The sequence below is a fragment of the Aquibium microcysteis genome (genome assembly GCF_014495845.1).
GTDB classification, from domain to species: Bacteria; Pseudomonadota; Alphaproteobacteria; order Rhizobiales; family Rhizobiaceae; genus Aquibium; species Aquibium microcysteis.
In genome coordinates this window covers 4,063,871-4,087,057 of the sequence record NZ_CP061080.1, presented here as the reverse complement: position 1 = coordinate 4,087,057, position 23,187 = coordinate 4,063,871, and the positions used below count along the sequence as shown (strand labels likewise).

The following is a 23,187-nucleotide window of genomic DNA, read 5'->3' as shown; positions in this document are numbered from 1 at the left end:
CCGTTCGGTGGTGAACCGGCCGGCGACGTGCTTCGGCTTGATCGGTCTCGCGCCGCGTGCCTAACTCGGCCCGGCACACCGGGAGGGACCATCATGGATTGCGATGCCATCATCGTCGGCGGGGGGCTCGCCGGCCTCGTCGCGGCGGCGGAACTGGCCGATCGCGGCAGGCGCGTGACCATCCTCGAACAGGAGGGCGAAAATTCTCTCGGCGGACAGGCCTTCTGGTCGCTCGGCGGCCTGTTCTTCGTCGACAGCCCGGAGCAGCGCCGCCTGCGCATCCGCGACAGCCGGGAACTCGCGCTGCAGGACTGGATGGGATCGGCGCAGTTCAGCCGGCCGGAGGATTTCTGGCCGCGCAAGGTGGCCGAGGCGTATGTCGACTTCGCGGCCGGCGAGATGCGGCCCTGGCTGCATGCCATGGGGATGCGCTGGTTTCCCGTCGTCGGCTGGGCCGAGCGCGGCGGCGGCCATGCACATGGCCACGGCAATTCGGTGCCACGGTTCCATATTACCTGGGGCACCGGGCCGGGCGTGGTCGAGCCCTTCGAGCGGCGCGTGCGGGCGCATGCGGCCGCTGGCCTGATCACGCTGAAGTTCCGCCACCGCGTCTCGCGCCTCGTCCGCACCAATGGCGCGGTGACGGGTGTGGCGGGCGAGATCCTGGAGCCGTCGACCGTGCAGCGCGGGCAGAGGTCCGGCCGCGCGGTGACCGGCGGCTTCGAGCTGTCGGCCGGCGCCGTGCTGGTGACCTCCGGCGGCATCGGCGGCGACCTCGATCTGGTGCGCAAGGCCTGGCCGGTCGACCGGCTCGGGCCAGCGCCGAAGACCATGGTGGCCGGCGTGCCGCACCATGTCGACGGCCGCATGATCGCCATCAGCCGCGACGCCGGTGCAGCGGTGATCAATGCGGACCGCATGTGGCATTATACCGAGGGTGTGCGGAACTGGGATCCGATCTGGCCGAACCACGGCATCCGCATCCTGCCCGGACCGTCGTCGATGTGGTTCGACGCGCGCGGCGAGCGGCTGCCCGCGCCCTGCATGCCGGGCTTCGACACGCTGTCGACGCTGAAGCACATCCTCGCGACGGGCCATGACTGGTCCTGGTTCGTGCTGACGCAGACGATCATCAGGAAGGAATTCGCGCTGTCGGGCTCCGAACAGAACCCGGATTTCACGGCGAAGGACTGGCGGGCGGTGCTGCGGAACCGCCGCGGCGCGTCTGCGCCGCCGCCGGTCGAAGCCTTCAAGGAAAAGGGCGCGGACTTCATCGTGCGCGACGATCTCGGTGCGCTGGTGGAGGCGATGAACGCGATGACCGGCGAAGCCATGATCGATGCCGGCCGGCTGCGGATGCAGATCGAGGCGCGCGACCGCGAGATCGACAACCCCTTCTCCAAGGATGCGCAAGTGACGGCGATCCGGGGTGCGCGCGCCTATCTCGGCGACAAGCTGATCCGGACCGCCAGGCCGCATCGAATTCTCGATCCCGCGAACGGTCCGCTGATCGCCGTGAAGCTCAACATCCTGACGCGCAAGACGCTGGGCGGGCTGCACACCAACCTCGACGGGCAGGTGCTGGACGCGGCCGGCGAGCCCATCCCCGGTCTCTACGCGGCCGGCGAGGTTGCGGGCTTCGGCGGCGGCGGCTACCACGGCACCAACGCGCTGGAGGGAACATTCCTCGGCGGCTGCATCTTCTCGGGCAGGAATGCGGGCCGCCACGCGGCGCGATGAGGAGAGCGGTATGGACCTGATGCAGCACGATTTCACCAATGCCGACATCGCCGAGCTGACGGCGTGGCGACGCAGGCTCCACGAGAATCCGGAAATTTCCGGCGAGGAAGAACGGACGGCGCGCGAGGTCGTCGCCTTCCTCGCCGAAACCGGCCCCGACCGGGTGCTGACGGAGATGGGCGGGCATGGCGTGGCGGTGGTCTTCGACAGCGGCCGGCCGGGGCAGACGCTGCTCTTCCGCTCCGAACTCGACGCGCTGCCGATCGAGGAGCTTTCGGATGCGCCGCACCGGTCGCGGGTGCCGGGCAAGTCGCACATGTGCGGCCATGACGGGCACACGGCCATCCTCGCCGCCATGGCGCGCCAGCTCGCGCGACGGCGACCGGCGACGGGCCGCGTCGTCCTGCTGTTCCAGCCTGCCGAGGAGACGGGCGAAGGCGCGGCCGGGGTGATCGCCGACCCGCGTTTCCCCGAAATCGCGCCGGATTACGCGTTCTCGCTGCACAATCTGCCGGGCACGCCGCTCGGCCACGTGCGGCTGAAGCCGGGCGTGGTGAACTGCGCCTCGCGCGGCATGCGCATCGTTCTCACGGGCAGGACCGCGCATTCCTCGATGCCCGAGACCGGAATTTCGCCGATGATGGCGGTAAGCCGGCTGATGCCGGCCCTCACCGCGCTGTCGGCCGGCCATTTCAGCCGCGACGACTTCGCGCTGGTCACCGTCTGCCACGTCGCCATGGGCGAACCTGTCTACGGCATCCAGCCCGGCCAGGCCGAGATACGCTGCACGCTGCGTACCCGGCTCGACGAGCGGATGGCGGATCTGATGGCTGCGGCGGAGGCGCTGGTGCGGCAGGAGGCCGGCGCTGGCGGCCTTGGCCATGCCGTCGACTATCACGAGGTCTTTCTCGCGAGCCTGAACGATCCGGACGCAACCGCGCATCTGGAAGCCGCGCTGGATGCGGAAGGCGTCAGCCACGACGAGGCCGAACTTCCGATGCGCGCCTCGGAGGATTTCGGCCGCTTCGGCCACGGCGCGAAGTCGGCCATGCTGTTCCTCGGCGCGGGCGAGACGCACCCGCAGCTGCACAATCCCGACTACGACTTTCCCGACGACCTGATCCCGATCGGCGCGCGCATCTTCCTGCGCGCGGCGCGGACGATGCTGGGGTGAGGCGGGGCGGGCGCCGGCATGGATGAGGCGGCGCGCATCGTGGTGGCGGGTGCCGGCAGCATCGGCTGCTTCGTCGGCGGGTCGCTCGCGGCAGCCGGCCGGAACGTCACGCTGCTCGCCCGGCTGCCGCTCGTGCAGGCGATCGCCGCGCAGGGGCTGTGGATCACCGATCTCGAGGCGCGCGGGCGCCATGTCGGGCCGGACCTGATCGGCCTCGCGGCCGAGCCGTCGGCGGCACTGCGCGACGCAGATCTCGTCCTCGTCACGGTCAAGAGCGGCGACACCGCAGCGATGGCAGGGCTGATCGCCGCTCATGCGCCGCCCCGCGCCGTCGTCGTCAGCCTGCAGAACGGCGTCGACAACGCCCCGATCCTGCGCAGCCGGCTTCCGGGACGTCGGGTGGTCGCCGGCATGGTGCCGTTTAACGTCGTGCAGACGTCGGGACAGGGCACGACGCCGCGCTTCCACCGCGCCACCGCCGGTTCGCTCACCATCGAAGCGGGCCATCCCGATCTCGCGGCGCTGCTCGCGGTCGAGGGCCTGCCCGTCGCCATGCATCCGGACATGGCCGGCCTTGCCTGGTCGAAGCTGATCCTCAACCTCAACAACGCGCTCAACGCCTTGTCCGGTCTGCCGCTGAAGGCGCAGCTGTCGCACCGGGCCTGGCGCCTGCTCGTCGCCGACCAGATGGCCGAGGCGCTCGGCATCGCCCGTTCCGCGGGGCTCGCTCTGCCGCGCATCGAAGGCATCCGCCCGGCGCTGATCCCGCATCTGCTCCGGCTGCCCGACCCGCTGTTTCGCCTCGTCGCCCGCCGCATGCTCGCCATCGACCCGCAGGCCACGTCGTCGATGGCCGAGGACATTGCCCGCGGACGCACCACCGAGGTGCGGTTCCTGCAAGGCGCCGTGGTGCGGCTCGCCGCCGGGCACGGCCTGCGCGCGCCGCTCGCCGAGGCCATGGTCGCGATGGTGGAGGCATGCGAGGCGGGCCGCCGCGACTGGTCGCCCGCCGACGTCGCAGAGCGGTTCGCGCGGGCGCGGGTTGAGGCTTTCAGCTCCCCAAGTAGCCCAAGGCAGCAGTGATTTTAGAATTCGAGACGCATATCGTCGTTTCGGGCGAAGATCCCTATCTGCGTTCGGCAGACAGGCTTCGTCAGACGGCGCAGCGCCCTTGCTCCGGGCTGGTGCGCCGGGAGCCACGAAAGGTGTCCGGTCATGATCATCGAGCAATGGCGCAGGAATCAGGCCAAGCTTCGTCAGGCTGGCCGGATCGCCGTCGAGGAGGCGCGCTGCGCCGGTGCGCCGGCCTACTATCACGACCCGCGCGAGGGGGGCGTGGTGCGCGAGTTGCCCGACGGTTCACGCCATCTCGTCGAGTTCATCAATGGCGAGGACGTCGTCGTCCGGGAAATCGGCCCCAGACTCTAGTGCCCGACGCAAGGAGGCCATATTGCACGATCCTCGGCGGCGCCAATGGCTCGGGGAAGTCGACGCTCTATCGATACCTCCAGCCGCCGGGCGAGTTCGTCAACGCTGACATCGTCGCCAGAGGGCTGAATCCCGAATCACCGGAGACCGTGTACCTCGCAGCCGGGCGGCAGGTGCTGATGCATCTGGATCATGTCATCGAGGCTCGCCGGGATTTCGTGTAGGAGACGACGCTCAGCAGCCACCAGTCCGTGAGTCTGATGGCGCGCTGCAGATCCGTCGGATACGAGGTATCTCTCGTTTTCATCACACTCAGTTCGGTCGACTTGAACGTCAGACGAGTGGCAGAGCGTGTCGCGGCCGGTGGGCACGATATCCCCGAGAACGTTGTACGCAGGCGCTACGAAACGGCCTTCTCGCGACTGCCTTCCGCCATTCGCCTTGCCGATCGCTCGCTGTTGTTCGACAACAGCGAGCGATCGAACCTGCTATGTTGATGTCCATCGAAGATCGAAGCGTCGTCGAGAACAATCTCGACGACGGCAACGTTCTGCACATTCGGTTCGCGGAAGCCGTTGGCATGGCGCTCCAAACGAGCGCGGCGCTTGTCCTCCGCGCCGCGCGCCACCCGTGATATGGGCTCAATGAGCCGGCTTGAAGCGTTGGCAAGACACACCCGCCCCTCCCGCTACTCCGCCGCCTTCCTGAACGCGTCCGCTCCGGTCTCGAACTGCAGCTTGGCGAGCCTGGCATAGACGCCGTCGCGCGCGACGAGGCTCTGGTGGGTGCCTTCCTCGACGACGCGGCCCTGGTCGAGCACGAGGATGCGGTCGGCCTTCAGCACGGTCGCCAGGCGGTGGGCGATGACGAGGGTGGTGCGGCCTTCCATGAGCCGTTCGAGCGCCGCCTGGACCAGCGTCTCGCTCTGGGCGTCGAGCGCCGATGTCGCCTCGTCGAGCAGAAGGATCGGCGCGTCGCGCAGGATGGCGCGGGCGATCGCGACGCGCTGGCGCTGGCCGCCGGAGAGCGTGACGCCGCGTTCGCCCACGGGCGTGTCGTAGCCGCGGTCGAGCGCGCGGATGAACTCGTCGGCCAGCGCGTCCGTCGCCGCCGCCTCGATCTCGGCGTCGGTCGCGCCGGGACGGCCGAAGGCGATGTTCTCGCGCACCGTGGCGGCGAAGATGGTCAGGTCCTGCGGGACGAGCGCGATGCGCGAGCGCACCTCCTGCGGGTCGGCCCGGGCGAGATCGACGCCGTCGACGAGGATCGCGCCGCGCTGCGGATCGTAGAAGCGCAGCAGCAGCGAGAAGATCGTCGTCTTGCCGGCGCCGGACGGGCCGACGATGGCGATGGTCTCGCCCGGCTTCGCCTCGAAGGAAAAGCCGCGCAGCGCCGAGCGGTCCGGTGCGGTCGGATAGGCGAAGTGCACGTCGCGGAACGCCACCGAGCCGATCGGCGTCGCGGGCAGGGGTACCGGATCGGCGGGCGCGGCGATCGTCGGCTCCTCGGCGAGAAGCTCGGTCAGCCGCTCGGCGGCGCCCGCCGCCTGGCTGAGTTCCCCCCAGACCTCCGACAGGGCGCCGAGCGCGCCGGCGGCGAAGACCGAATAGAGCAGGAACTGGCCGAGCGTGCCCGCACTCATGGCGCCCGAGAGAACGTCGCGCGAGCCGAACCAGAGCACGGCCACCACCGACGAGAAGATCATGAAGATGGCGAAGAAGGTCAGGAAGGAACGGGCGAAGACCGAGGATTGCGCCGCCCTGTAGGCGGTCTCCACGGCGGTCGCGAAACGGCCGGCGACCACGCCCTCGTTGGTGAAGGCCTGCAACGTGCGGATCGAACCGATCTGCTCGCTGGCATAGGCGGAGGCTGCCGCGAGCGTGTCCTGAGCGAGCCGCGACCTGCGGCGAACGGAGCGGCCGAAGGCCACGAGCGGGAGAACGACGACCGGGATCGCACCGATGACCAGCATGGAGAGTTTCGGGCTCGTCACCACCATCATGCCGAGCGCGCCGACGCCGAGGATGGTGTTGCGCAGCGCCATCGACGCGGTGGCGCCGACGGCGGACTTTATCTGCGTGGTATCGGCCGTCAGCCGCGAGGCGATCTCGCCCGACTGCACCGTGTCGAAATAGCCCGGCGACAGCGTCGTGACGTGGCGGAAGACGTCGCGGCGCACGTCGGCGACGATCCGCTCGCCGAGGGTGATGACGAAGTAGTAGCGGCAGGCCGAGGCGATCGCGAGCACGAGGGCGATCACGATCAGCATCGAGAAATAGTTGGCGATGAAGGTCGAGTCCGATGCCGAGAAGCCGTGGTCGACCATGCGCCGGACCGCCAGCGGCAGCGTCAGCGTCGTCGCCGCGGCGAGCGCCAGGAAGACGAGGGCGCCGGCGACGAGGCCCTTGTAGTTCAGGAGATAGGGAAACAGCTTGCGAAGCGGTTTCAGGGAGCGGCGGCGTCTTTCGGCCTCGCCCGATAAATCCGCCATGCCGTCCTCGCTTCCTGTCCCGCCGGCTGCGGGCTTGCGCAGGCCGGCCTTGTGCTTCCGTTTCGGCTGATGTATAGGCTCGCCGACGTTTTTTGAAGCCGTAGCCCCCGCTGGCCGCGGCTTCAACCATTTAACACGGGCAAGATTGCCGCAGGCGCGCCGGCCGCGCGGATGCCCCAGGGATCAGGACGAAAGCGATGAAAGAGAACATCCACCCCGACTACCACACCATCAAGGTGGTGATGACCAACGGCACCGAGTATTTCACGAAGTCGACCTGGGGCAAGGAAGGCGACACGATGAACCTCGACATCGATCCGTCCACGCACCCGGCCTGGACCGGCGGCCAGCAGACGCTGCTCGACCGCGGCGGCCGCCTGACCAAGTTCAAGAGCAAGTTCGCCGGTCTCGGCCTCTGAGCCGCAGACGGACTTCGCCTTCCAGGAACCCCGCTTCGGCGGGGTTTTTTGATGCCCGCGGCAGCTTCTTCGAGGGTTATCCCACACTCGCCCGGCAGCGCTGCGGCAAACGGCGAAGGCTCTGCCGCAGGCCCGGGCTACCCGGCGCTCGGCCGGTCCGAATGCCCGAGCCCGCGCTCCGGCCAGACCACGTCGCGGACCTTCTGCTTCAGCACCTTCGCCTCCGGAAAACCGCCGTCGCGCTTGCGTTCCCAGATCGTGACGCCGTCGCAGGTGATCTCGAAGACGCCGCCCGTGCCCGGCACCAGCGCCACCTCGCCGAGGTCGGCGCCGAAGGTCGACAGAAGCTCCTGCGCCATCCAGGCGGCGCGCAGGAGCCACTGGCACTGGGTGCAGTAGGTGATGCGGATGACGGGCTTCATGGCGATGCGTGAAGCACGGCCGTGCCGGCGATCCGGTCGTAGATCGGGTCGCGCTTGCGCATCATCGACACGGCGATCCAGACGAACCAGGCGACGCTTAGGGCGGTGCCGGCTATGCTCGCCGCCCAGTAGGTCGGGTCGACCACCAGCCGGGACGCCGCTGCCGTATCGTCGCCGATCCATGCGGCCATAGCCCAGGAGGGCAGGGCCGCGAGGACGAAGAGCATCATGGCCAGCCGTCGCGCAAGGGCGCGATAGATGCCTGTTCCGATCGTGCGGCCCCCGGAGAGGGCGACCGTCCGGATTCCGAGGAGCCGCTTGCCGAGCGTCTGGCCCCGCAGGCCCTCCATCCCGACGACATAGACGAGCAGGACAAGGACTGCGATCCAGGACGCGTTATAGACCGGCAACTGGGCGAGTTGCCCGCTGGGGTCGAGCCAGAACGTCTCGAAAACACCGGTCGTCGTGGCGCCCTGCGTTTCGGATCTGGAGACGATCAGGTAGCGCGACGTTCCCGCCCCCAGGAGCGACGAGCGGCAATCGACGAAGCTGGTCGGATCGGGAATCTTCGTTTGCAGCCCCGGGGGAAGCGCGGCCAGAGGGGTGCAGGTCCTGAGCACGAAGCCGAAGCTTCCCTGGATCCTCCCGTTCGTCCAGGCAAACAACACGACGATTACGATCTGAAGAGGGATGAGGACCACCGAACAATCGACCAGCCATGCCGCGGCGCGCCGCCAGAAACCGGCGCGACGCCAGTAGCAGGGTCGCCGCTCTGCGTCGGTGCTCGCGCCGTCACTCATCGATCCATCCCCTTGCGTGCGGAAGGATTGGCTCAAGCCGCGCTGGAATTCAACTGAAAGATGTGACGGATCAGGCGGCGGAGAGCTTCGCCATGGTCTCCTCGTCGACCTCGAAGTTGGCGTAGACGTTCTGCACGTCGTCGTCGTCCTCGAGCACGGCGATCAGCTTCATCAGCGACTGGGCCCGTTCCTCGTCGACCGGGATGGTGTTCTGCGGCTTCCAGATGGTCTTGACCGTCTCGGCCTCGCCGAGCGCGGCCTCCAGCGCCTTCGACACCTCGCCGATGTCGGAGAAGGCGCAGTAGATGGTGTGACCTTCCTCGTCGGACTGAACGTCCTCGGCGCCGGCCTCGATGGCGGCCTCCATGACCTTGTCGGCATCGCCGGCCGAGGCGGGGTAGGTGATCTCGCCCGTCCTGTCCCACATGAAGGAGACCGATCCGGTTTCGCCGAGCGCGCCGCCGGCCTTGGTGAAGGCGGCGCGCACGTTGGAGGCGGAGCGGTTGCGGTTGTCGGTCAGCGCCTCGACGATGACGGCGACGCCGCCCGGCCCATAGCCCTCGTAGCGGACTTCCTCGTAGTTCTCGGTGTCGTTGCCGGCGGCCTTGTTGATGGCGCGCTGGATGTTGTCCTTCGGCATGGACTGCGCCTTGGCCGCCTGGATGGCGAGGCGCAGGCGCGGGTTCATGTCGGCATCGGGTATTCCCATCTTGGCGGCGACGGTGATCTCGCGCGCGAGCTTGGAAAACATCTTGGAGCGCACGGCGTCCTGACGCCCCTTGCGATGCATGATGTTCTTGAACTGTGAATGGCCAGCCATGGCACCCCTGTCGTCGGTCTCTTCAGGATTTCGCGGGCTTATAGTTAGTTTGCAGGCGAAGGTCCAGAAGAACAGGCTTCAGAAGGAGCTGCGCGGCTCGATCAGGTCCCAGCGGTTGCCGCAGAGATCCTCGAAGACGGCGACCGTCCCATAGGCCTCGCGCCGCGGCTCCTCCAGGAAGGCCACGCCTGCGGCCCGCATCGCGGCGTGGTCGCGGTCGAAATCGTCGGTCTCGAGAAAGAGGAAGACGCGGCCGCCGGTCTGGTCGCCGATACGGGCCAGTTGGGCTGGACCCTCTGCCTTCGCCAGCAGGATGCGGGCACCGCCATCGGGCGTCCCCATGACCACCCAGCGCTTGCCGCCGCCGAGCGGGACGTCCTCCAGCAGATCGAGGCGCAGGCAGTCGCGATACCAGCGGATGGCCGTGCCGTAGTCGGCGACGAGCACCGCCACGGTGGCGATGCGGCGCGGCGGGCGGGCGGTCACTCGGCGATCACGTAGCGTCCGAGCATGCGGCGCTCCGCGAGATCGTAGTGGTAGATCGCGGTGGTGCCGCCCGGCAGTTGCGCATGGAGCGTCAGCCGGTCGCCGGAAAGTGCGTGCGAAACGACGCGCGCCCCGGCGGGCAGGGCGATGACGCCTTCCACGAAGGGCACGTCGGCGGAGGAGGGAACCGCGGCATTGGTCGCTGCGCGCTCGCTGGGCGACGAGACGACGCCGGACTTGTAGACAACGGCGACGAGCACGGCCATAACGGCGGTCAGCAGGATACCGATGTTGATGACGACGAAGCGCATGAGCTTGCGCCGGACCCGCTCAGCAGCCGGATCGAGCGGCTGTTCGTCGAGTTCGTGATCGAAGGTCGGTTTCTGCATTTTTTCCGGAGCCAGGTCCCTGTCGCGCGCCCCTGATATCGAAGCCGAACCCGATTTGGAAGGCGAAAGCGCCTTCGTTGCCGATTCCGCTGCCGCGGGCGAGCGGCTCGACCAGTGGCTTACGGCCAGACTCGGCGGCGACTATTCGCGCAGTCGCGTCCAGGTACTGATCCGCGAGGGGGCCGTGCGCATCGGCGGCGTCGCCGTCACGGAGCCGAAGCGCAAGATCGCGGGCGGCGACCGGGTGGTTCTGGCGGTCCCCGAGCCCGAACCCGCCGAGCCCGAGGGCGAGGACATCCCGCTGACCGTGCTGTTCGAGGACGAGCACCTGATCGTCATCGACAAGCCGGCGGGGCTGGTCGTCCATCCCGGCTCCGGCAACTGGACGGGGACGCTGGTCAATGCGCTGATCCATCATTGCGGTGCGTCGCTCTCTGGCATCGGCGGCGTGCGCAGGCCGGGCATCGTGCACCGGCTCGACAAGGACACCAGCGGCGTGATGGTGGCGGCCAAGACCGATGCGGCGCACCGGGCGTTGTCGGACGCCTTCGCCGATCACGGTCGCAGCGGCGATCTCGAGCGCGCCTATGCCGCGCTGGTCTGGGGCGTGCCGCCGCGCAGCGCCGGAACGATCGATGCGGCGCTGGGCCGGTCCGGCCGGGATCGCACCAAGCGCGCGGTGGTCAGCGAGGATCGCGACGACGCCCGGCATGCCGTGACGCATTTTTCCGTGGAAAGCCGCTACGCGCTGCAAGGCAGGGAAGAGGTCGCCGCGCTCGTCGAGTGCCGGCTGGAGACGGGCCGAACGCACCAGATCCGGGTGCACATGGCCCATATCGGCCACCCGGTCATCGGCGATCCGGAATACGGGGCCGCCTTCCGCACCAAGGCGAACCGTCTGCCTGACCCGGTGAAGAGCCTCGCGCGCGACTTCCCCCGGCAAGCCCTGCATGCGCGGCTCCTGGCGTTCCGGCATCCCGCGACCGGGGAGGAGATGACGTTCGTGACCCCCTTGCCGCCGGATATGGCGGAACTCGTCGCCGGGTTCGAGGGTTTGTCTGGCAAGAGCCGGATCTGACGACCGGCCGATACCGCAAGGCGAGCGGATCGTTCACGTCCGGGTGACGCAGCGTGTCAGCCCGACATTCACCGTGAAATCGCCAGAATTCGTTCCTATATCTCGCGCAGGTCGTGGTGCGTCGTGAGCACGGCCGCGTCCGCTGGCCTGCCGGTTTCCGGGGGTCGAACACGAAAAGAGGGAGGGCGCTTCATGGCCCAGTCATTGCCCAGCATCGTTTCCGGAGAAGGCGGCCTCGCCCGCTATCTCGAAGAAATCCGCCGCTTTCCGATGCTCCAGCCGCAGGAAGAGTACATGCTCGCCAAGCGGTTCAACGAGCACGGCGACACCGCCGCTGCTCACAAGCTGGTCACCAGCCATCTCCGCCTCGTCGCCAAGATCGCGATGGGCTATCGCGGCTATGGCCTGCCGATCGGCGAGGTGGTCTCGGAAGGCAATGTCGGCCTGATGCAGGCCGTCAAGAAGTTCGAGCCCGACAGAGGCTTCCGTCTCGCCACCTACGCGATGTGGTGGATCAAGGCTTCGATCCAGGAATATATCCTGCGGTCGTGGAGCCTGGTGAAGATGGGCACCACGGCCAACCAGAAGCGCCTGTTCTTCAACCTGCGCAAGGTGAAGGGCAAGATCCAGGCGCTGGAAGAGGGCGACCTCAAGCCCGAGCAGATCACCGAGATCGCGACGCGGCTCAACGTGTCGGAGGAAGAGGTGGTGTCGATGAACCGCCGCCTTTCCGGCGACGCGTCGCTGAACGCGCCCATCCGCGCCACCGAAGGCGAGTCCGGCGAGTGGCAGGACTGGCTCGTCGACGACAGCCAGTCGCAGGAAGAAATGCTGGTCGAGCAGGACGAGCTGGAAAACCGGCGCGGCATGCTGTCGGGAGCGCTCGACGTGCTCAACGAACGCGAGAGGCGTATCTTCGAGGCGCGGCGGCTGTCCGAAGACCCGCTGACGCTGGAGGAGCTCTCGTCCGAGTTCGACATCAGCCGCGAGCGCGTGCGCCAGATCGAGGTCCGGGCCTTCGAGAAGGTCCAGGAAGCGGTCAAGGCGGCCGCGCGCCGCCAGGCGCAGGCCCTGCGCACGATCGAGGCCGGCGCGGACGCGTGACCGGTCGACGATCCATCGCACCCGGCCATCCGGTCTCTCAGCCGCATGCGCGAGCCGCCCCGTCACGGGGCGGCTTTTTCTTTTGTGCGGGTGAGTCCCTTACGTAAAGGAGAGTCCGTGAGCCCGAAGGTTTGGCACGGAGCCGTCGGGCAGCCGGTGACATTCCAGGGTCTCCCCGTCTTCGTCTCTTATCTTTTGATGCTTTGTTGCTGACGTTGGATGGCTGACTGGTTTAGCCGTTTCTCGGTCCTTTTCTGGATCGGCGCGCGATTGGCCAGCGGCATCGCGATCGTCAACTGAATATTCATGCCTCCGACCCAAAGCTCGACTTCAGTGAGGCGAGGGACCGTGGCGTGCGGTCCCGACAGGAGCTTACCGGTGACGAAGCAGGAACGAATCGGCCGCTGCGAAGGCTGCCGCAATGGCGAGAGCCTCCCCTTCGGGATCGCCATGGCGTTCCAGCCGATCGTGCGGGCGACCGACGGCAGCATCTTCGCCTATGAAGCGCTCGTGCGCGGCGAGCAGGGGCAGGGCGCCGGAGCCGTGCTGGCACAGGTCAACGACGCGAACCGCTACGCCTTCGATCAGGCCTGCCGCCGAACCGCGATCAGCAGTGCGGCTTCGCTCGGGCTCGCAGACCTCGGCGCCCGGCTGTCGATCAACTTCATGCCGAACGCCGTCTACAAGGCCGAAGCCTGCATCCGGCTGACGCTCGATACGGCCCGGGAGACCGGTTTTCCGCTGTCCAGCATCATCTTCGAATTCACCGAGAACGAGATGATCCGCGACACCGGCCACGTGAAGGATATCGTGCGGGCCTATCAGTCCTACGGGTTCCTCACGGCGATCGACGATTTCGGCGCCGGCTACGCCGGTCTCGGCCTGCTCGCGAATTTCCAGACCGACATCGTCAAGCTGGACATGGACCTCATTCGCAACATCGATGCGGATCGCGCGCGGCGCGCCATCGTGCGCGGGATCGTGGTGATGGCGAAGGATCTCGGCATCACGCTCGTGGCGGAGGGGATCGAGACGGCGGGCGAGCATGCCGCGCTGTGCGACCTCGGCATCGAACACCTGCAGGGCTACGTCATCGCCCGGCCCGGCTTCATGAGCCTGCCGGTGCCGAGCCCGGTCCGCCTGGCGGCCTGACGCCCCGCCGGCTGCGGACGCCGGGAGCCGTTACCAGCCGTTCAGCCGCTGTCGGCGTCCTGCCACGCGCGCAGCGCCTGCTCGAACACCTGTTCGCCCGGTATTCCCTTTTCCATGGTCATGAGGGCACGACGGCCCGACTTGTAGACGATCGGGACGTCGATCCAGTTCTGGCGGCGCAGCAGCGCGTTGTTGGCGTCACGCGCCTGCTTCTCGTCGTTGAGAGCGAGCAGGAAGAAACCATCGGCGATCTTCGCCGTCATTCCGGCCAGCGCGCTGCCGGCGGACTCCTCCGTCTCCTTCATCGTCATGCGCAGCACGTTGTCGATCGCCCCGCCGGCGAAGTTTTCGGGCGTGATGAAGATCAGTTCGACGATGTGGCTGGCCGGGAGCGACTTGTCCGCATTGCGGCGGATCGTCATGCGCAGCTGGATGTCCCGGCCGGGCACGGTGGCTTCGGCGCGGATCGCAGGCTCCGGCGGCAGGTCGTTGCCCGGGGATTCCTGGATCAGCGACCAGACGGTCGCACCCGGCTCTGCGGAGCCCTGTGCGACGCTGGTCCGCTCCTCGTAGAAGATCGCCCGCTGGCCGACGGGCACGGCCGTGTCAGGGGCCGGCGCCGCTGCCGACGGAGGCGGCGCGGCCTGCGTGGCGGCTGCCACCGACGTTCCTTCGCCGATCAGCGGTACGCCGCCGGCGGGACCGTCGTCGACCTCGCTGCCGTCGGGCGTCAGCCGCTGGGTGAACTTCGGCGTCGTCTCGTCGGCGGGCGCATCGTCCGCGGCTTCGTCCGTCGCCGGTGGCGCGGGGGACACGGCAGCGATTTCCTCCTCCTGCTCCTCGGCCGGTTCAGGCTCGGCCGGAGCCGGCGTCGCCGCAGGCTGGGGCGCCGGAGTCACCGCCGCCACGTCATCGCCTCCGAACAGCGATCCGATCGCATCCTGGTTGGCCCACAGCCCGTAGCCGAGCCCGCCGAAAACGATCAGGGCCGCGGCCGCGCCGGCCGCCATCTTGACGAGGCCGGAGCGACCGCGCGAGTGCTCGTTCGGTGCCCGTGCCTGGCCGTAGTGACGGTCGTCGTCGGCCAGGTCGTCGGTCAGCGGATCATCGTCCCGGGCAGCCGGTGGCGCATCCTCTTCGTAAGGGGCGTAGGCGTCGGCCTGTCCGAAAGCGGGTTCCTCGTCCGCCGGATCGAAGGGAAGGTCCTCGTCGTCCCGCGGCCTCGGCTCGGGTTCCGCATAAGCGCGCGCAGCCGGACCCGGCTGCGGCTGCGCCTGCCTGAAACCGTCCCTCGCGGCGGCTGCCGCCGGAGGGGCCACCGCGGCCGACGCCGCCCCGGCCTGTGCCGCGACCTTGCCCGCGGGCGCGGCAGCCGGCGCCGCGGGCGTGACGGGACGCGGTGCAGGATCTTCGCGCGGTGCGGCGGGTGCGGCCTTCACCGGCGGCTTCGAAAGGCTGGAAAACAGCGCGTCGAGTTCGTCCAGAGGGTCCTCGACCTCGGGTTCCGGCTCGTCCTCGGCCTCGAGCGCCGCATACTCGGCCTCGACCGTTCGGATCGCTTCCTCGAGCGCCTTGCGCTGCCGGTCCACGACCGCCGGCGACGCCGGCGGGTTGAGGGCCGCCAGCTTCGCGCCGACGGTCATGCGCGCCTTCTGGTAAACCTTCTCGCGCACGTCGGGCGTGGTCTCGCCGAGGCCTTCGATGGTCTTTTTCAGGACCGCTACGAAATCCGCCATATGTCTCTTCGACCTATACTTTTTCCTCCCGGACAGATGCGGTGATCTCCGCCCCCCGCGGGAGTTTCAGCCTAATCTTGAAACGGGTCCGTCACAAGTATGGTGTCTTCACGTTCCGGGCTGGTCGAAAGCAGCGCCACCGGCGCGCCGATCAACTCCTCCACGTAGCGAACGTATTTCACGGCCTGTGCCGGCAGGTCGTTCCAGCTGCGCGCGCCGCGGGTCGTGCCCTTCCAGCCCTCGAGGCTCTGGTAGATCGGTTCGACACGGGCCTGGGCACCCTGGCTCGCCGGAAGATAGTCGATTTCCTCTCCGTCGAGGCGATAGCCGATGCAGACCTTGATCTCGTCGAGCCCGTCGAGGACGTCGAGCTTGGTCAGCGCAATGCCGTCGATGCCGTTGACCGCAACCGCCTGCCGCACCAGCACCGCGTCGAACCAGCCGCAGCGACGCTTGCGCCCCGTCACCGTGCCGAATTCATGACCACGCTCGCCGAGGAAGTTGCCGACCTCGTTGTCCTGTTCTGTCGGGAAGGGGCCTTCGCCGACGCGGGTGGTGTAGGCCTTGGTGATGCCGAGCACGTAGCCGATCGCGCCCGGGCCGACGCCGGAGCCGGTCGCCGCCTGGCCCGAGACCGTATTGGACGAGGTGACGAAGGGATAGGTGCCGTGGTCGATGTCGAGCAGCGTGCCCTGAGCGCCCTCGAAGAGGATGCGGTCGCCTGCGCGGCGCGCGTCGTCGAGGATCTTCCAGACGCGGTCCATGTAGGGCAGGATCTTGTCGGCGACCGAGCGCAGTTCCTCCATCGCGGTCGCGTGGTCGACCTCGGCATGACCCAGGCCGCGCCGCAGCGCGTTGTGATGGGTGAGCAGGCGATCGACCTTGCCCGGAAGGGTGTCCATGTCCGCCAGATCCATGACCCTGATTGCCCTGCGCCCGACCTTGTCCTCATAGGCCGGGCCGATACCCCTGCGGGTGGTTCCGATCCTGGTGCCGGAGCTGGACGCCGCGTCTTCGCGGAAACCGTCGAGCTCCCTGTGCAGGGACAGTATCAACGCCGTGTTTTCGGCTATTTTCAGGCGATCGGGCCCGACCTCGACGCCCTGGCTCTTCAGCCGGTCCATTTCGGCCACGAAGGCATGCGGATCGAACACCACGCCGTTGCCGATGACCGACATCTTGCCGGGTCGGACGACGCCGGACGGCAGGAGGGACAGCTTGTAGACCTTGCCGTCGACGACGAGGGTGTGGCCGGCATTGTGGCCGCCCTGGAAGCGGACGACGAGATCGGCCCGCTCGGACAGCCAGTCGACGATCTTGCCCTTGCCCTCGTCTCCCCACTGAGACCCGACGACCACGACGTTGGCCATTGATGCTTCCTTCCTGTGCCGGCGCTGGATCGGCGCCGATATGAACGACAGGCCTCTATAGCGGGGCGCACAGGCCCGCGCGACCCCCCAGCCCGCTGCTTTCTGGCACAGGGCCAACCAAAATGCGCCGCTGATCGTTTACAGGGAAGGCGCGGGCTTCTAACCCGGCGCCGTCTCCAACGAAGGCGGACCGGATGCAACGAGCGGCCTATCTCCTGCTCCTGATGACGACGATATTCTGGGGTGGCAACGCCGTGGCCGGGAAGATGGCGGTCGGGCACGTGTCGCCGATGCTGTTCGTGGTTCTGCGGTGGGCGGTGGCATTCGGGCTGCTCTACACGATCGGCCACCGGCAGCTGCGCTCCGACTGGGGGGTGGTCAGGCCGCGGCTGGCCTATCTCTCGGCGATGGGCTTCTTCGGCTTCGCAGCGTTCAACATGTCTCTCTACGGAGCCTTTCTCTACACCTCCGCGGTCAACGGCAGCATCGAGCACGCCGGCATCCCGATGGTGATCTTCGCGCTGAACTTCCTGCTCTTCCGGCAGCGCGTCTTCGCCGGCCAGATCCTCGGCTTTCTGCTCACCTTCGTCGGCGTCGTGCTGACGGCCGCGCATGGCGATCTCGGGGGGCTCCTGCGGCTCGACCTCAACCGTGGCGACGCGCTGGTCCTGGTCGCCGTGCTCGTCTATGCCGGCTATACCGTCTTCCTGCGCTACCGGCCGGCGATCCACTGGCAGAGCTACATGATCGCTCTGGCGGCGGCGGCCTGTCTCACCTCGGTGCCCTTCGCCATCGCCGAATACGCTTCAGGCGCCATGATCTGGCCCGATGCGACCGGCTGGGCCTGCATCGCCTACACCGCCCTCTTTCCCTCGCTTCTGTCGCAGGTCTTCTACATGCGCGGCGTGGAGATGATCGGCGCGAACCGCGCGGGGCTGTTCATCAACCTCGTGCCGATCTTCGGAACGCTTTTGTCGCTCATGGTGCTGGGCGAGAGGCTGCACGGCTACCACGTGGCAGCGATGGTGCTGGCCTTCGCCGGCATCGGGCTGGCGGAATGGAGCGGTCGCCGCAGGGCGGCCGGCGACGCGGGCTAGAGCGGGCAGTTGGGCCGAGACCGACCTGCCCGTTCAAGCGGGCGGCGGGTCGGCAAGGCTTGCGGCGCGTCCCGCAACCATACCAACACCGCCACCGGGGGCATGCGGATCAGAGATCCAGCACCAGCCGCTCGGGATCCTCCAGGCTCTCCTTCACGCGCACCAGGAAGGTCACGGCTTCCTTGCCGTCGACGATGCGGTGGTCGTAGGAGAGCGCCAGATACATCATCGGGCGGATGACGATCTGGCCGCCGACTACCATCGGCCGCTCCTGGATCTTGTGCATGCCGAGGATGCCCGACTGCGGCGCGTTGAGGATCGGCGTCGACATTAGCGAGCCATAGACGCCGCCGTTGGAGATGGTGAAGGTGCCGCCCTGCATGTCGGCCATGGAGAGCTTGCCGTCGCGGGCGGCGATGCCCAGGCGGCCGATCTCCTTCTCGATCTCGGCGATCGACATCTGGTCGGCGTCGCGCACCACCGGGACGACGAGGCCCTTGTCGGTGCCGACGGCCACGCCGATATGGGCGTAGTTCTTGTAGATGATGTCGGTGCCGTCGATCTCGGCATTCACCGCCGGGATCTCCTTCAGGGCATGCGTCACCGCCTTGGTGAAGAAGCCCATGAAGCCGAGCTTCACACCGTGCTTCTTCTCGAAGACGTCCTTGTACTTGGTGCGCAGGTCCATCACCCCCTTCATGTCGACCTCGTTGAAGGTCGTCAGCATGGCGGCGGTTGCCTGGGCGTCCTTCAGGCGGCGTGCGATCGTCTGGCGCAGGCGGGTCATCTTGACCCGCTCCTCGCGGCCCTCGTCGCCGGGGGCGGCAGCTGCGCGCGGGACCTTCGGCGTCTCGGCCGGCTGGGCCGGGGCACCGCGCGAGATGGCGTCGAGCACGTCGCCCTTCAGGATCTGGCCGCGCTTGCCCGAGCCCTCGATCTGGTCGGCGGACAGGTTCTTCTCGGCCATCAGCTTGGCGGCCGAGGGGGCTGCCGGCATGCTCCCGCGCGGCGTGACCTCGCTGCCGGTCAGGTCTGCGGTCTTCTCCGCCGCCTCCTTCATGGTGGCGGAGGCGCCCGGGCCCGAGCCCTGTGCGACCGATGCGCCACCGTCGGCCTTGGCGGCGGCCGGTTCGGCGGTCTTCGGTGCTGCCGCGGCGCCCGACCCTTCGCCGATCATGCCGAGCAGCGCGCCGACGCCGACGGTCTCGCCCTCCTTGGCGGTGATCTCGGCAAGCGTGCCGGCCGCGGGGGCGGGCACTTCGAGGGTCACCTTGTCGGTCTCGAGTTCGAGCAGCGGCTCGTCCTGCGCGACGGCGTCGCCGGCCTGCTTGAACCACTTGCCGATCGTGGCTTCGCTGACGGATTCACCCAGCGTGGGGACGCGGATTTCTGTGGCCATGGTTGTTTTTCCGTGCCTTCGAAGGGGTTTCGGATCTGGTTCTTGCTATTCGCCGAGCGCATCTTCGAGGAACGCCTCGAGCTGCGCCAGGTGCTTCGACATGAGACCGGTCGCGGGCGAGGCGGCCGCCGGGCGACCGGTGTAGCGGACACGCTGGTGCTTGGCGTCGATGTGGGCCAGCACCCATTCCAGGTAGGGGTCGATGAAGGACCAGGACCCCATGTTCTTGGGCTCCTCCTGGCACCAAACCATCTCGGCGTTGCGGAAACGCGAGAGTTCGGTGATCAGCGCCTTGGCCGGGAAGGGGTAGAGCTGCTCGACGCGCAGCAGATAGACGTCGTCGATGCCGCGCTTCTCGCGCTCCTCGTAGAGGTCGTAATAGACCTTGCCGGAGCACATCACGACGCGGCGGATCTTGGAGTCCTTGACCAGCTTGATCGGCTGGTCGGCCAGGTACTGGGCGTCGTCCCACAGCAGGCGGTGGAACGAACTCTCCCCCGACATCTCGGCCAGCGTCGAGACCGCGCGCTTGTGGCGCAGCAGCGACTTCGGCGTCATCAGGATCAGCGGCTTGCGGAAGTCGCGCTTCAGCTGCCGGCGCAGGGCATGGAAGTAGTTCGCCGGCGTCGTGAGGTTGGCGACCTGCATGTTGTCTTCCGCGCACATCTGCAGCCAGCGCTCGAGGCGGGCCGACGAGTGCTCGGGACCCTGGCCCTCGTAACCGTGCGGCAGCAGGCAGACGAGGCCCGACATGCGCAGCCACTTGCGTTCGCCCGACGAGATGAACTGGTCGAAGACGACCTGCGCTCCGTTGGCGAAGTCGCCGAACTGCGCTTCCCACAGCGTCAGCGCGCGCGGTTCGGCGAGCGAGTAGCCGTATTCGAAGCCGAGCACGGCCTCCTCGGAGAGCATCGAGTTGATGACCTCGTAGTTGGCCTGCTGCGGACCGAGGTTGTTGAGCGGGATGTAGCGGTTCTCGTCGCGCTGGTCGTAGAGCACCGAATGGCGCTGCGAGAAGGTGCCGCGCTCGGAATCCTGGCCCGACAGGCGCACCGGGTTGCCTTCGAGCAGGATCGAGCCGAAGGCGAGCGACTCGGCGGTGGCCCAGTCGATGCCCTCGCCGGTTTCGATCGCCTGGCGGCGGTTCTCGATGAAGCGGCCGATGGTCCGATGGACCTCGAAGTCCTTCGGGATGTCGGTCAGCTTGCGGCCGATCTCCTTCAGCGTCTTCGTCGGCACGGCGGTCTTGCCGCGGCGCTGTTCGTCCTGGTTGTCGGCGCTGCGCAGGCCCGACCAGGCTCCGTCCAGCCAGTCGGCCTTGTTGGGCTTGTAGGCCTGGCCGGACTCGAACTCGGTCTCCAGATGGGCGCGCCACTCGGCCTTCATCTGGTCGACCTCCTCCTGGGTCACCAGCTTCTCGGCGATCAGCTTCTGCGAGTAGATCTGGACGGTCGAGGGATGCGACCGGATCTTCTTGTACATCAGCGGCTGCGTGAAGGCCGGCTCGTCGCCCTCGTTGTGGCCGAAGCGGCGATAGCAGAACATGTCGATGACGACCGGCTTCTGGAACTTCATCCGGAACTCGGTCGCGACCTTTGCGGCATAGACCACCGCTTCGGGATCGTCGCCGTTGACGTGGAAGATCGGCGCCTCGATCATCTTGGCGACGTCCGACGGATAGGGCGAGGAGCGCGAGAAGCGCGGGTTGGTCGTGAAGCCGATCTGGTTGTTGATGATGAAGTGCAGCGTGCCACCCACCCGGTGGCCGCGCAGGCCCGAGAGGCCGAGGCACTCCGCCACCACGCCCTGGCCGGCGAAAGCCGCGTCGCCGTGCAGGAGCAGCGGCAGCACCTTGGCACGCTCCTCCAGCGGGATCACCTCCTCGCGCTTGCGTCCGAAGACCTGGTCCTGCTTGGCGCGCGCCTTGCCCATGACGACCGGGTTGACGATCTCGAGATGCGAGGGGTTGGCGGTCAGCGACAGGTGGACCTTGTTGCCGTCGAACTCACGGTCGGACGAGGCGCCGAGATGGTACTTCACGTCGCCCGAGCCCTCGACGTCGTCGGGGGCGAAGGAGCCGCCCTTGAACTCGTGGAAGACGGCGCGGTGCGGCTTGCCCATCACCTGGGTGAGCACGTTCAGCCGGCCGCGATGGGCCATGCCGAGCACGATCTCCTTCAGGCCCATGTTGCCGCCGCGCTTGATGATCTGCTCGAGCGCCGGGATCAGCGCCTCGCCGCCGTCGAGGCCGAAACGCTTGGTGCCCTTGTACTTGACGTCGATGAACTGCTCGAAGCCTTCGGCCTCGATCAGCTTGTGCAGGATGGCCTTCTTGCCGTTGGCGGTGAACTCGATGCCCTTGTCCGGCCCCTCGATGCGTTCCTGGATCCAGGCCTTCTCCTCGGGGTTGGAGATGTGCATGAACTCGACGCCCAGTGTCGAGCAGTAGGTCCGCTGCAGGATGTCGAGCATCTGCCGGATGGTCGCGAATTCGAGCCCCAGCACGTTGTCGATGAAGATCGGCCGGTCGAGATCGGCCTCGGTGAAGCCGTAATTCTCCGGCGACAGTTCGTTGTAGTCCTCCTGCGGCTTGGCGACGCCGAGCGGATCGAGATTGGCGTGCAGGTGGCCGCGCATGCGGAAGGCGCGGATCATCATGATCGCGCGGACGGAATCGCGGGTGGCGCGATGCACGTCGGCTTCCGAAACCGTCTTGCCGGCCGTGGCCGCCTTCTCGCGGGTGCGCTTGTCGAAATGCTTCTCGACCGTGCCCCAGTCGCCGTCGAGCGCCGAGACGAGTTCGCCATTGGCCTTCAGCGGCCAGTTGGCGCGCTGCCAGGAGGCGCCGCGGGCGTTCCTGCGGATGTCGCCCGCATCGTCCTTCAGCGCACCGAAGAAGTCGCGCCATTCGGCATCGACCGAATCCGGGTCGTCCTGCCAGGAGGCGTAGAGTTCTTCGATGTAGTCGGCGTTGCCGCCATAGAGGAACGAGGTGAGGGAAAACTGGTCGTTGGCCTGATCCTGCCGTGCCATTGTCGTGCCTTGCCGGAGCGCTTCGCCCCGTCTCCTTCTTGGTGCGGCGGTCGTGCCGCTGTTTCCTCGGCGGTCGCCCGCCCTTTCCTGCCCCCAGGCGTCACCGGCCGCTCGCGCGGCCGGCCATTGCGTGCGGCTCAGCCCTTGAGCGCCTCGAGCAGCGTCTGACCCAGCCGGGCCGGCGACGGCGAGACGCGGATGCCGGCCGATTCCATGGCCGCGATCTTGTCTTCCGCGCCGCCCTTGCCGCCCGAGATCACCGCGCCGGCATGGCCCATGGTGCGGCCGGCCGGTGCCGTGCGGCCGGCGATGAAGCCCGCCATCGGCTTCCTGCGGCCCTTCTTCGCCTCGTCCTTGAGGAACTGGGCGGCGTCCTCCTCGGCCGAACCGCCGATCTCGCCGATCATGATGATCGACTGGGTCTCGTCGTCGGCGAGGAACATTTCGAGCATGTCGATGAACTCCGTGCCCTTCACCGGGTCGCCGCCGATGCCGACGGCCGTCGACTGGCCGAGGCCGGCATTCGACGTCTGGAAGACCGCCTCATAGGTAAGCGTTCCCGAGCGCGAGACAACGCCGACGGAGCCCTTGCGGAAGATATTGCCGGGCATGATGCCGATCTTGCATTCGTTCGGAGTCACGATGCCGGGGCAGTTCGGGCCGATGAGGCGCGAGGTCGAGCGGTCGAGCCGGGCCTTGACCTTCACCATGTCCATGACCGGAATGCCCTCGGTGATGCAGACGATCAGCGGGATCTCGGCGTCGATCGCCTCGATGATGGCTTCGGCCGCGCCTGCCGGCGGCACGTAGACCACCGAGGCGGTCGCGCCCGTGCGGTCCCTGGCCTCGGCGACCGAAGCGAAGATCGGCAGCGTCTCGCCCTTGGATCCCGTCCAGGTCTCGCCGCCCTTCTTGGGGTGGATGCCGCCGACCATCTGCGTGCCGTGATAGGCCAGCGCCTGCTCCGTATGGAAGGTGCCGGTCTTGCCGGTCAGGCCCTGGACGAGAACCTTGGTGTCTTTGTTGACGAGGATGGACATGGGGCAGTC

Annotated in this window: 21 protein-coding genes; 9 read left to right on the top strand and 12 right to left on the bottom strand. The window is 67.7% G+C overall.

Annotated elements, in window-relative coordinates; all coding sequences use genetic code 11:
- The first annotated feature begins 90 nt into the window (after nt 1-90).
- The 4 genes from IAI54_RS19070 (at nt 91) to IAI54_RS19055 (ending at nt 4,342) form a co-directional block, all read left to right on the top strand.
- Nucleotides 91-1,740: an FAD-binding dehydrogenase gene (locus IAI54_RS19070; protein WP_187973237.1), complete on the top strand. Its 1,650-nt coding sequence runs from the start codon at nt 91-93 to the stop codon at nt 1,738-1,740.
- A 10-nt stretch (nt 1,741-1,750) separates the two neighbouring features.
- Nucleotides 1,751-2,914 (top strand): amidohydrolase, encoded by a 1,164-nt coding sequence (locus IAI54_RS19065; protein WP_235679099.1) that lies wholly within the window; start codon nt 1,751-1,753, stop codon nt 2,912-2,914.
- A gap of 18 nt (nt 2,915-2,932) precedes the next feature.
- Nucleotides 2,933-3,997 (top strand): 2-dehydropantoate 2-reductase, encoded by a 1,065-nt coding sequence (locus tag IAI54_RS19060; RefSeq protein ID WP_187968694.1) that lies wholly within the window; start codon nt 2,933-2,935, stop codon nt 3,995-3,997.
- 132 nt (nt 3,998-4,129) lie between these two features.
- Nucleotides 4,130-4,342 carry a hypothetical protein gene (locus tag IAI54_RS19055; RefSeq protein WP_187968693.1) on the top strand — a complete coding sequence of 71 codons (213 nt, stop codon included), beginning with the start codon at nt 4,130-4,132 and terminating at the stop codon, nt 4,340-4,342.
- Between the two features lie 400 nt (nt 4,343-4,742).
- Here the strand turns inward: IAI54_RS19055 and IAI54_RS19050 are convergent, their stop codons facing one another.
- Nucleotides 4,743-5,018 carry a hypothetical protein gene (locus IAI54_RS19050; protein WP_187968692.1) on the bottom strand — a complete coding sequence of 92 codons (276 nt, stop codon included), beginning with the start codon at nt 5,016-5,018 and terminating at the stop codon, nt 4,743-4,745.
- 12 nt (nt 5,019-5,030) lie between these two features.
- Complete coding sequence (locus IAI54_RS19045; protein WP_187968691.1) at nt 5,031-6,833, bottom strand: ABC transporter transmembrane domain-containing protein; 1,803 nt, start codon at nt 6,831-6,833, stop codon at nt 5,031-5,033.
- 197 nt (nt 6,834-7,030) lie between these two features.
- On the opposite strand from IAI54_RS19045, the gene rpmE reads away from it, so the two are divergent.
- Complete coding sequence (gene rpmE / locus IAI54_RS19040; protein WP_187968690.1) at nt 7,031-7,252, top strand: 50S ribosomal protein L31; 222 nt, start codon at nt 7,031-7,033, stop codon at nt 7,250-7,252.
- A 137-nt stretch (nt 7,253-7,389) separates the two neighbouring features.
- Here rpmE and IAI54_RS19035 read toward each other — a convergent pair whose 3' ends face one another.
- The 5 genes from IAI54_RS19035 to IAI54_RS19015 all read right to left on the bottom strand — a co-directional run bounded on the left by IAI54_RS19035 (nt 7,390) and on the right by IAI54_RS19015 (nt 10,169).
- Entirely contained in the window at nt 7,390-7,674 is a 285-nt protein-coding gene (locus tag IAI54_RS19035; RefSeq protein WP_187968689.1) for an Rdx family protein, read from the bottom strand.
- On the bottom strand, nt 7,671-8,474 hold the full coding sequence (locus tag IAI54_RS19030; protein ID WP_187968688.1) for an RDD family protein: 804 nt from the start codon (nt 8,472-8,474) through the stop codon (nt 7,671-7,673). Before IAI54_RS19030 ends, IAI54_RS19035 begins: the two co-directional genes overlap by 4 nt.
- A 70-nt stretch (nt 8,475-8,544) precedes the next feature.
- Nucleotides 8,545-9,294 (bottom strand): YebC/PmpR family DNA-binding transcriptional regulator, encoded by a 750-nt coding sequence (locus IAI54_RS19025; protein ID WP_187968687.1) that lies wholly within the window; start codon nt 9,292-9,294, stop codon nt 8,545-8,547.
- A 78-nt stretch (nt 9,295-9,372) separates the two neighbouring features.
- Nucleotides 9,373-9,780, bottom strand: a complete 408-nt coding sequence (locus tag IAI54_RS19020) for a VOC family protein (protein WP_187968686.1) — start codon at nt 9,778-9,780, stop codon at nt 9,373-9,375.
- Nucleotides 9,777-10,169 (bottom strand): fimbrial protein, encoded by a 393-nt coding sequence (locus IAI54_RS19015; protein WP_187968685.1) that lies wholly within the window; start codon nt 10,167-10,169, stop codon nt 9,777-9,779. The genes IAI54_RS19020 and IAI54_RS19015 overlap by 4 nt, the downstream gene beginning before the upstream one ends.
- 55 nt (nt 10,170-10,224) lie before the next feature.
- Here IAI54_RS19015 and IAI54_RS19010 point away from each other — a divergent pair, with 55 nt between their 5' ends.
- From IAI54_RS19010 to IAI54_RS19000, 3 genes are all read left to right on the top strand, one after another.
- Complete coding sequence (locus IAI54_RS19010) at nt 10,225-11,247, top strand: RluA family pseudouridine synthase (RefSeq protein WP_235679098.1); 1,023 nt, start codon at nt 10,225-10,227, stop codon at nt 11,245-11,247.
- A 192-nt stretch (nt 11,248-11,439) separates the two neighbouring features.
- Nucleotides 11,440-12,351: an RNA polymerase sigma factor RpoH gene (rpoH, locus tag IAI54_RS19005; RefSeq protein WP_187968684.1), complete on the top strand. Its 912-nt coding sequence runs from the start codon at nt 11,440-11,442 to the stop codon at nt 12,349-12,351.
- A gap of 378 nt (nt 12,352-12,729) precedes the next feature.
- On the top strand, nt 12,730-13,503 hold the full coding sequence (locus tag IAI54_RS19000) for an EAL domain-containing protein (RefSeq protein ID WP_235679097.1): 774 nt from the start codon (nt 12,730-12,732) through the stop codon (nt 13,501-13,503).
- 41 nt (nt 13,504-13,544) lie between these two features.
- On the opposite strand, the gene IAI54_RS18995 is transcribed toward IAI54_RS19000, so the two are convergent.
- Both IAI54_RS18995 and IAI54_RS18990 read right to left on the bottom strand, forming a co-directional pair.
- Nucleotides 13,545-15,239, bottom strand: a complete 1,695-nt coding sequence (locus IAI54_RS18995) for a hypothetical protein (RefSeq protein WP_187968683.1) — start codon at nt 15,237-15,239, stop codon at nt 13,545-13,547.
- Between the two features lie 71 nt (nt 15,240-15,310).
- The gene (locus IAI54_RS18990) at nt 15,311-16,609 is read right to left on the bottom strand and encodes an adenylosuccinate synthase (protein ID WP_187968682.1); all 1,299 of its coding nucleotides are present in this window, start codon (nt 16,607-16,609) and stop codon (nt 15,311-15,313) included.
- A gap of 194 nt (nt 16,610-16,803) precedes the next feature.
- Between IAI54_RS18990 and IAI54_RS18985 the strand changes: the two genes are divergently transcribed.
- Complete coding sequence (locus IAI54_RS18985; RefSeq protein WP_187968681.1) at nt 16,804-17,706, top strand: DMT family transporter; 903 nt, start codon at nt 16,804-16,806, stop codon at nt 17,704-17,706.
- A 109-nt stretch (nt 17,707-17,815) separates the two neighbouring features.
- Here the strand turns inward: IAI54_RS18985 and odhB are convergent, their stop codons facing one another.
- From odhB to sucD, 3 genes are all read right to left on the bottom strand, one after another.
- The gene (odhB, locus tag IAI54_RS18980) at nt 17,816-19,105 is read right to left on the bottom strand and encodes a 2-oxoglutarate dehydrogenase complex dihydrolipoyllysine-residue succinyltransferase (protein ID WP_187968680.1); all 1,290 of its coding nucleotides are present in this window, start codon (nt 19,103-19,105) and stop codon (nt 17,816-17,818) included.
- Nucleotides 19,106-19,150: 45 nt separating this feature from the next.
- The gene (locus IAI54_RS18975) at nt 19,151-22,138 is read right to left on the bottom strand and encodes a 2-oxoglutarate dehydrogenase E1 component (RefSeq protein WP_187968679.1); all 2,988 of its coding nucleotides are present in this window, start codon (nt 22,136-22,138) and stop codon (nt 19,151-19,153) included.
- A gap of 137 nt (nt 22,139-22,275) precedes the next feature.
- Nucleotides 22,276-23,178, bottom strand: a complete 903-nt coding sequence (sucD, locus tag IAI54_RS18970) for a succinate--CoA ligase subunit alpha (protein WP_187968678.1) — start codon at nt 23,176-23,178, stop codon at nt 22,276-22,278.
- Between the last annotated feature and the right edge of the window lie 9 nt (nt 23,179-23,187).